Source organism: Cryobacterium sp. Y82 (assembly GCF_002929495.1).
Taxonomy (GTDB): Bacteria; Actinomycetota; Actinomycetes; order Actinomycetales; family Microbacteriaceae; genus Cryobacterium; species Cryobacterium serini.
Map to the genome: position 1 here is coordinate 446,416 of NZ_PJJJ01000037.1, position 7,538 is coordinate 453,953.

The 7,538-nt window shown below is 63.9% G+C and carries 9 protein-coding genes; 3 read left to right on the forward strand and 6 right to left on the reverse strand.

The window, feature by feature from the left end:
- Positions 1-108: 108 nt before the first annotated feature.
- The 6 genes from CXY70_RS17370 to paaA are packed head-to-tail and all read right to left on the reverse strand — an operon-like array spanning position 109 to position 4,760.
- Complete coding sequence (locus CXY70_RS17370; protein ID WP_104193553.1) at positions 109-882, reverse strand: enoyl-CoA hydratase/isomerase family protein; 774 nt, start codon at positions 880-882, stop codon at positions 109-111.
- A 21-nt stretch (positions 883-903) separates the two neighbouring features.
- Positions 904-2,064 carry a 1,2-phenylacetyl-CoA epoxidase subunit PaaE gene (gene paaE, locus CXY70_RS17375; RefSeq protein WP_104193554.1) on the reverse strand — a complete coding sequence of 387 codons (1,161 nt, stop codon included), beginning with the start codon at positions 2,062-2,064 and terminating at the stop codon, positions 904-906.
- Complete coding sequence (gene paaD / locus CXY70_RS17380) at positions 2,064-2,609, reverse strand: 1,2-phenylacetyl-CoA epoxidase subunit PaaD (protein ID WP_104193555.1); 546 nt, start codon at positions 2,607-2,609, stop codon at positions 2,064-2,066. The genes paaE and paaD overlap by 1 nt, the downstream gene beginning before the upstream one ends.
- A complete protein-coding gene (paaC, locus tag CXY70_RS17385; protein WP_104193556.1) occupies positions 2,603-3,457 on the reverse strand; it encodes a 1,2-phenylacetyl-CoA epoxidase subunit PaaC in 855 nt (284 codons plus the stop codon). The genes paaD and paaC overlap by 7 nt, the downstream gene beginning before the upstream one ends.
- Entirely contained in the window at positions 3,454-3,759 is a 306-nt protein-coding gene (paaB, locus tag CXY70_RS17390; RefSeq protein ID WP_092106867.1) for a 1,2-phenylacetyl-CoA epoxidase subunit PaaB, read from the reverse strand. The genes paaC and paaB overlap by 4 nt, the downstream gene beginning before the upstream one ends.
- Positions 3,756-4,760 carry a 1,2-phenylacetyl-CoA epoxidase subunit PaaA gene (paaA, locus tag CXY70_RS17395; protein ID WP_104193590.1) on the reverse strand — a complete coding sequence of 335 codons (1,005 nt, stop codon included), beginning with the start codon at positions 4,758-4,760 and terminating at the stop codon, positions 3,756-3,758. The genes paaB and paaA overlap by 4 nt, the downstream gene beginning before the upstream one ends.
- Positions 4,761-4,953: 193 nt before the next feature.
- On the opposite strand from paaA, the gene paaI reads away from it, so the two are divergent.
- The 3 genes from paaI to CXY70_RS17410 are packed head-to-tail and all read left to right on the forward strand — an operon-like array spanning position 4,954 to position 7,360.
- Positions 4,954-5,382, forward strand: coding sequence for a hydroxyphenylacetyl-CoA thioesterase PaaI (paaI, locus tag CXY70_RS17400; protein ID WP_104193557.1), 429 nt, complete (start codon positions 4,954-4,956; stop codon positions 5,380-5,382).
- 17 nt (positions 5,383-5,399) lie between these two features.
- Complete coding sequence (gene paaK, locus CXY70_RS17405; protein ID WP_104193558.1) at positions 5,400-6,719, forward strand: phenylacetate--CoA ligase PaaK; 1,320 nt, start codon at positions 5,400-5,402, stop codon at positions 6,717-6,719.
- A 41-nt stretch (positions 6,720-6,760) separates the two neighbouring features.
- On the forward strand, positions 6,761-7,360 hold the full coding sequence (locus tag CXY70_RS17410) for a TetR/AcrR family transcriptional regulator (RefSeq protein WP_104193559.1): 600 nt from the start codon (positions 6,761-6,763) through the stop codon (positions 7,358-7,360).
- The last annotated feature ends 178 nt before the right edge of the window (positions 7,361-7,538 follow it).

Genomic DNA, 7,538 nt, shown 5'->3' on the forward strand with positions numbered 1-7,538 from the left:
TAGAATGACTCTGCTACGGCCATCGACAACATAGGGGCAAGCGCAGACCTTGCCTAGGGCTCAGGACAATCTCACGCGGAGGCGTCGAGAGATCAGCGCGGGCGCGACTCAGGCGCGACCGGTGAAGGAGGGCTTGCGCTTCTCCTGGAATGCGGCGAAACCCTCACGGTAGTCGCCCGTGGCGCATAGCGCGGCCTGGGCGGCGGTCTCGTCGCTCATGCTCTGCCAAAGTCCAAGCCGCTCGTCACGCAGAGATTGGACGAGCACCTTGCTCGCGAGAAAAGCCTGGGTGGCACCGGATGCCGCGCGCGCGGCTGCCTGCGCGGTCGCCTCGGACAGCTCCGCAGCCGGAAACACCTGGCTGAACAGTCCACCAGCGACGGCTTCGGCCCCCGACATGAGCCGCCCGCTGTAGATCAGGTCGAGGGTACGGTGCGCACCGAGGCGTTCCACGAACAGGGCATGCCCGCCAGAGTCGAGGGTGGCGCCGAGGTTCGCAAACGGTGAACCGATCTTGGCGGTATCGGCGACGTAGACAACGTCGGTGGCGATGAGCAGGCCGAGGCCCACGCCCAGGCACGCGCCGTGGGCGGCCGCGAAGGTCGGTGCCGGAAACCGGCTCATGCGCTCCAGCAGCGGCGTCACCAGATTGCCGAGGTAACCGATCACGTCGTCGGTACGCGGGTCGACCGCCGAAATGTCGCGGCCGGCGCAGAAGGCCCGGCCCGCCCCGCTTAGCACGAGCGCGCGCACGCCGGTCCGCTCGGCAGTCTGATACGCCGCGTCGAGTTCGACGATCGCGGCCTCATCGAGGGCGTTGAGTTTGTCGGGCGCGTTCAGCATCACGTGGGCGACGTCGTTGTCTATCGAGAGCTCAATCACGGCATCCGCTTTTCTCATGGGTTAGACGTCGTAGTCGACGACGACGGTGTCGGTGGTCGGGTGTGACTGGCAGGTCAGCACGTAACCGCGAGCGAGTTCTTCCGGCTCGAGCGCGTAGTTCTCGGTCATGGTGACGTCGCCGCTGACCAGCTTGGCGCGGCAGGTTCCGCAGACACCGCCGGCGCAGGCGAAGGGAACGTCGGGGCGCACCCGCAGGGCAGCATTCAGAATGCTCTCGTTCGCGTTGACCGGGGTGGTGACCGTGTTGCTCTGGCCGTCGAGGGTGAACTCGATCTGGAAGGTCTTGTCGCCGGTGCCGATGATGACCGGCCGACCGCGGTCACCACGGGCGGCCGAGGGCTCGCCGGCGGTGAACAGCTCGAAGCGTACGTGCGACCGGTCAACGCCGGTACTCTCGAGCGTGTCGCGGCAAAGCTGCACCAATTCGAACGGACCACACAGAAACCATTCATCGACCGTAGCCGGGCGCAGGATCGTGTCGAGCATGCGCCGAAACTTCTCTTCGTCGATGCGGCCGGAGAGTAACGAGGATGAGCGCTGCTCGCGAGAGAGCACGTGGTAGAGCGCGAGGCGGGCCGGGTAACGGTCCTTGAGCTCGGCGAGTTCGTCGAGGAACATCACGTCGAGCGCGGTGCGGTTCGTGTAGACGAGGGTGAACATCGACGTCGGCGAGGCAGCGAGCACGGTGTGCGCGAGCGCCATGAGCGGGGTGATTCCCGAACCGGCAGCCACTCCAACGACGTGCTTCTGGTCGAGGTCCTGCAGAGTCGAGGTGAAGCTGCCCTGCGGGCTCATCACGTCGATTTCATCGCCCGGGTGAAGCTCGCTGTTGGCCCAGGTGGAGAAGACGCCACCGAGGTCGCGTTTGATGGCGACACTGATCGAACCGCCTGCACTGGTTTTAGCACCGGCCGGACGGCAGATCGAGTAGCTGCGACGCAGCTCCTTGCCGTCGATCATGGCGCGCAGGGCGAGGTGCTGGCCGGGCAGGTAGTCGAAAGCGCCTTGCAGTTTGGGCGGAACGATGAAGGTGACCTCGACGCTGTCGGCCGTGAGCGGGCGCACTTCGGCCACCGTGAGGGTGTGGAAGCGTGCGCGGTGCTTGACCGGCGCCAGCGTGGTGGCGCCCTGGTTGGTGGATTCAAGACGTGTTGCAGCCATTAGAGCACCTTGAAGTAGTCGAACGGCTCGAGGCAGTCTCGGCATTCGTAGAGGGACTTACAGGAGGTGGAGCCGAAGTGCGCGAGCTCGCGGGTATTAAGCGAGGAGCAGCGCGGGCATTTCACTGCCATTTTCAGGCGGATCGGGCCGGCCGGGCCGGAGCTCCGCACGGTGGCATGGCCGGTGGGAGCGGCAATACCGTACTCACGCAGCTTGGCCTTGCCGATCTCGCTCATCCAGTCGGTGGTCCAGGCCGGGCTGAGTACCAGCCGCACCGACACATTTTCGTAGCCAGCGCTCGCGAGTACCGCCAGAACGTCGTCGCGCATGGCGTCCATGGCGGGGCATCCGCTATAGGTCGGCGTCAGGGTCACCGCGACAGCATCGCTGGTGACCCTGACGGACCGCAGCACACCGAGGTCTTCGATGGTGAGCACCGGAATCTCGGGGTCGACGACCTGCGCGGCGATTATCCAGGCCGCGAGCGACGCGGCGTCAGCGGGACGCGGGCGCGAGATTGCCTCGTGCGCTGCGGTGGTCACCATGATGCGCCGGGGTGAGCGCGGGTGAGCACCTGCATTTCGGCGAGGAGAAAAGCGAGGTGCTCGGAGTGCTTGCCGGTGCGGCCGCCACCGGAAGCGACAAATCCGCGGGGGACCTCGAGTTCGGCTTCGGCGAGCACCGGTGCGATGGCGGCGTCGAACGCCGGGAGCAGGCTCGACGGGCGAACCGCGATCCCTTCGAGACGGTCGATGAGCGGGTCGTCGCGAAAGATCTCTTCGACGTAGGGCCACAGGTCACTCAGCGCGGTGATCATCCGGTGACGCGACTCGTCGGTTCCCTGCGCGAGGCGCAGCACCCACTGGGTGGAGTGGTCGCGGTGATAGTCGACCTCTTTCACCGCTTTGGCGGCGATCGCGGCGATCGTTTCATCAGCGGATGCCCGCAGCCGGCTGTACAGCTCGAACAGGTAATGGGACACGATGAACTGGCGTGCGATGGTGTGCGCGAAGTCACCATTGGGCTGTTCGACGATGTGCAGCGAGCGAAAATCTGGCTCGGTGCGCCAGTACGCGAGGTCATCCTCGGTGCGGTTCGTGGCGGTTCCGGCGTAGTGCAGCAGCGACCGGGCGTGGCCGATCAGGTCGAGGGCGACGTTGCCCAGGGCGACGTCTTCCTCGAGCTCGGGAGCGCGGGAAATCCAGGCACCGAGCTGCTGGGCCAGGATAAGTGAGTCGTCGCCGAGCCACAGCGCGTACTCCGCCACGTCGGGTGTGGCGAGGGACGGGCCTTCGATGAGTTCGGCGTCGAGCGTGGTGACATCGACGGCGACGTGGCCGTGCTCGTCTTCGTGACCGGAGGCAGGGACATCCGCTTCGAAGTGGTTGCTCATAGGTGCTTAACGCCTTCGCTTTTGGAGTAGTAGCTCGCGTGGCGGTAGTTCTTTCCGGCGGGCGATTCGAAGAAGGCGCCCTTGGCGTCGGGGTCACTCGTGGTGATGGCGGCGGCGGGAACGACCCAGACCGAGACGCCCTCACTGCGGCGGGTGTACAGGTCGCGGGCATTGCGTACGGCGAGGGTCTCGTCGGGAGCGTGCAGGGAGCCGACGTGCACGTGACTCAGGCCGCGGTTGGAGCGCACGAACACTTCCCAGAGGGGCCAGATTTCAGCTGCGGAATCGCCGGGAGTGGTCATGAGGCTGCCATTTCTTTAGTTCCTGCGGACTGTTTGAGTGCAATCTGCTTGACGGCATAGGCCGCGGCGGCTTCGCGCACCCACGCGCCGTCCTCGTGCGCGTCCCGCCGACGCTGCAGGCGCTGAGCGTTGTTCGGGCCACGGCCGGCGAGCACCTCGTGGAACTCGGTCCAGTCGATCGTGCCGAGGTCCCACTGCTGGGTTTCTTCGTTGAAGTGCAGGTCAGGGTCTGGCAGGGTAACGCCGAGCACGGCCGCCTGGGGCACGAGCATGTTCACGAAGCGCTGGCGCAGTTCGTCATTGGAGTGACGCTTAATCTTCCACGCCATGGACTGCGCCGAGTTGGGCGAGTCGTCATCGGGCGGACCGAACATCATGAGCGCGGGCCAGTACCAACGGTTGACCGAGTCCTGGGCCATCTGGCGCTGTTCGTCGGTGCCCTGCATAAGCTCGAGCAGAATCTCGAAACCCTGGCGCTGGTGGAAGGATTCTTCCTTGCAGATGCGCACCATCGCACGGCCGTAGGGGCCATAGGAGGCACGGCAGAGGGGCACCTGGTTGCAGATAGCGGCGCCGTCGACGAGCCAGCCGATCGAGCCCATGTCCGCCCAGCTCGGGGTCGGGTAGTTGAAGATCGACGAGTAACGGGCCTTGCCGGCGATGAGGGCATCCGTCATGTCGTCGCGGGTAGCGCCGAGGGTCTGCGCGGCGGAGTAGAGGTAGAGACCGTGGCCGGCTTCGTCCTGCACCTTGGCCATGAGAATCGCCTTGCGCTTCAGGCTCGGGGCGCGCGTGATCCAGTTCGATTCGGGCTGCATGCCGATGATTTCCGAGTGCGCGTGCTGTGAAATCTGGCGCACGAGCGACTTGCGGTAGGCCTCTGGCATCCAGTCACGCGGCTCGATGCGCGAGTCGGCCTCGATCAAGTCGTTGAACTGCTGTTCCTCGACGCTGATAACGGCGGTTGCGCTCGTATCGGGCGTGATGGTGCGTGTCATCATCGGCTCCTGGTCTGCGTTGACTGCGGTGGTCGTGGTTGGTTTTGTGCACAAGCGGGCGGCGCTAGGGTGATGTTCGTCGGCAATTGCGCTCATGAATTTGCGATCTATTACCGACCGATCGTTCAGTTAGTATATAGTCACATTATCGGACGGGCAACCCCGACCGGTACGGCAACTCAATGAGGAGAACCGAATGACCGAAGCTCTGCATGTCGGCAGCCAGGCCATGATGCAGCGCGACCGGGCATCCGCTTCTCTCGGTATGGTCGTCCATCGCAACGAGCCAGGCCACTCCGTGGTTTCCATGGTCGTGCGCGACGATATGCTCAATGGTTTTGATGTGACCCACGGCGGTTTTATCTTCGCCCTCGCCGACACGGCTTTCGCCATTGCCTGCAATGATTCGCACCATGTCACGCTCGCGGCCGGCGCCGACATCAGCTTTCTGAAGCCGACCACCAGCGGCCAGAATCTCACCGCCACCGCTCTGCTGCGTGTGAAGAGCGGCAGAAGTGGCCTCTATGACGTACGGATCACCGTCGACAACGACGTGACCGTTGCTGAATTTCGCGGTCGCAGCCGCACCACCAATTTGCCTGTTCCCGACCGCACCCACCCTTAACCCTTCCGGAAGGCACCATGTCAACGCTGACCAAGACCCGTCTGCACGCACCGGCACTCGACGAGCTCGACGCGGCCGAGCGCCTGGACCAGGGCGAAATCCGCGCGCTGCAACTGATTCGACTACAGCACACCGTGCGACACGCCTACGAGAATGTACCCCTCTACACGCGCAAATTTGATGCGGTTGGAGTGCACCCCGATGACATTCGCACCCTCGAAGACATCAGGCTGCTGCCGTTCACGACGAAGGATGACCTGCGAGTTTCGTATCCCTTCGGCATGTTCGCCGTTCCGATGGATCAGATCGCTCGCATTCACACGTCATCGGGCACTACCGGCCTGCCGACCGTGGTCGGGTACACCAAGAACGACCTCGCTATGTGGTCTGGTCTCGTTGCCCGCAGCCTGCGCGCCTCTGGCGTGCGCCCCGGCATGAAGGTACACAACGCCTACGGTTATGGCCTGTTCACTGGCGGGCTCGGTGCCCATGCGGGCATCGAAGCGCTCGGGGCTTGCGCTATCCCCATGTCGGGTGGCCAGACCAACAAACAGGTCCAAATGATCACCGACTTCGAGCCCGACGTCATTCTGTCAACGCCCAGCTACCTGCTCACGATCACCGATGCCATGGTTGCTGCCGGCCTTGATCCGCGCCGCTCAAGCCTGAAGGCCGGCGTGCTCGGTGCCGAGCCGTGGACCAATCAAATGCGCCTCGAGCTTGAAGACCGCCTCGACTTCGATGCGCTCGACATCTACGGCCTGAGCGAGGTCATGGGTCCTGGTGTCGGCAATGAGTGCATCGAGTCCAAGGACGGCCCACACCTGTGGGAAGATCATTTTCTGCCTGAGATCATCAATGGGGACACGGGACACAGCCTGCCCGACGGCGAAACCGGAGAGCTCGTCTTCACGTCGCTGACCAAGGAGGCGTTCCCGGTCATCCGCTATCGCACCCGCGACCTGACCCGATTGCTGCCAGGCACCGCGCGGCCGGGAATGCGACGAATGGAGAAGATCACCGGGCGCAATGACGACATGATCATTCTGCGCGGGGTCAACCTGTTCCCGACCCAGATCGAAGAGATCGTGCTCGGAATCGACCACCTCTCCCCACATTTCGTGATCGAGCTGACCCGACCGTCGCGCATGGACGAGCTCACCGTGCGCATCGAGCGACACGAGCACGCCAATGATGAGGCCTCTGCCATTGCCCGTGCGTTGCTCATCACCCTGATCAAGGATCGGATCGGATCAAGCGTGAACGTGCTCGTAGTCGAACCGGGCACCCTGGAGCGCAGTACGGGAAAGCACAAACGCGTCTACGACCTGCGCTAACCGGTCTCGGCCGGCACGTCTGCGTGAGAGACTCAAGTCCTATGCCTGACGTACACCCACCCAAACGCGGCCGTCCCGGCTACGACCAGCGCGCCATTCTTGAGATCGCCGTCACCGCGTTCAACGAATTCGGCTACGACGCGACCTCGATGGGAGTACTCGCGACACGTTTGGCCTTGTCGAAGGCTGCTATTTACCATCACTTCACCTCCAAGGATGAAGTGCTCCAGCTCGCCCTCGATGAAGCTCTCAACGGCCTCGAGGGCGTGCTGCTCGAATCTGGTGCGCTGACCGGAAATGCGATCGACCGCCTGGCCTACGTGCTGCGCGGCGCCGTACATATATTGACGTCTCGGCTTCCGTATGTGACCTTGCTGCTGCGTGTACGCGGCAATACGGAGGTCGAGCGCCTGGCGCTCACCCGTCGCAGGGCTTTCGACCGAGCGGTTTCTGCTCTGGTCGTTGAAGCCCGTGATGAGGGATCATTGCGCAGCGACATCGACCCGCGCGTCGTCACACGACTGCTCTTCGGCATGGTTAATTCGATCGCCGAGTGGTACCGCCCCGAGGGCCCGGAGGACGCCAGCCACCTCGCGGACGACGTGCTCGCCGTAGCTTTGGATGGCCTCCGCCGCCATTAGCGCGTTAACGACGAAGGGCCACGCACAGTGTGCGTGGCCCTTCGTCGTGTTTGATCGGGTTAACGCAGAAAGGCCACCCGAAGGTGGCCTTTCTGTTTGTTTCTAAGTTAAGTCCGGCGGTGTCCTACTCTCCCACAGGGTCCCCCCTGCAGTACCATCGGCGCTGAGAGTCTTAGCT

Coding starts and splice junctions, on each gene's coding strand:
- paaE (WP_104193554.1), bottom strand. CDS start 2,064: ATGGCTGCAACACGTCTTGAATCCACCAACCAGGGCGCCACCACGCTG.
- paaD (WP_104193555.1), bottom strand. CDS start 2,609: ATGGTGACCACCGCAGCGCACGAGGCAATCTCGCGCCCGCGTCCCGCT.
- paaC (WP_104193556.1), bottom strand. CDS start 3,457: ATGAGCAACCACTTCGAAGCGGATGTCCCTGCCTCCGGTCACGAAGAC.
- paaB (WP_092106867.1), bottom strand. CDS start 3,759: ATGACCACTCCCGGCGATTCCGCAGCTGAAATCTGGCCCCTCTGGGAA.
- paaA (WP_104193590.1), bottom strand. CDS start 4,760: ATGATGACACGCACCATCACGCCCGATACGAGCGCAACCGCCGTTATC.
- paaI (WP_104193557.1), top strand. CDS start 4,954: ATGACCGAAGCTCTGCATGTCGGCAGCCAGGCCATGATGCAGCGCGAC.
- paaK (WP_104193558.1), top strand. CDS start 5,400: ATGTCAACGCTGACCAAGACCCGTCTGCACGCACCGGCACTCGACGAG.
- CXY70_RS17410 (WP_104193559.1), top strand. CDS start 6,761: ATGCCTGACGTACACCCACCCAAACGCGGCCGTCCCGGCTACGACCAG.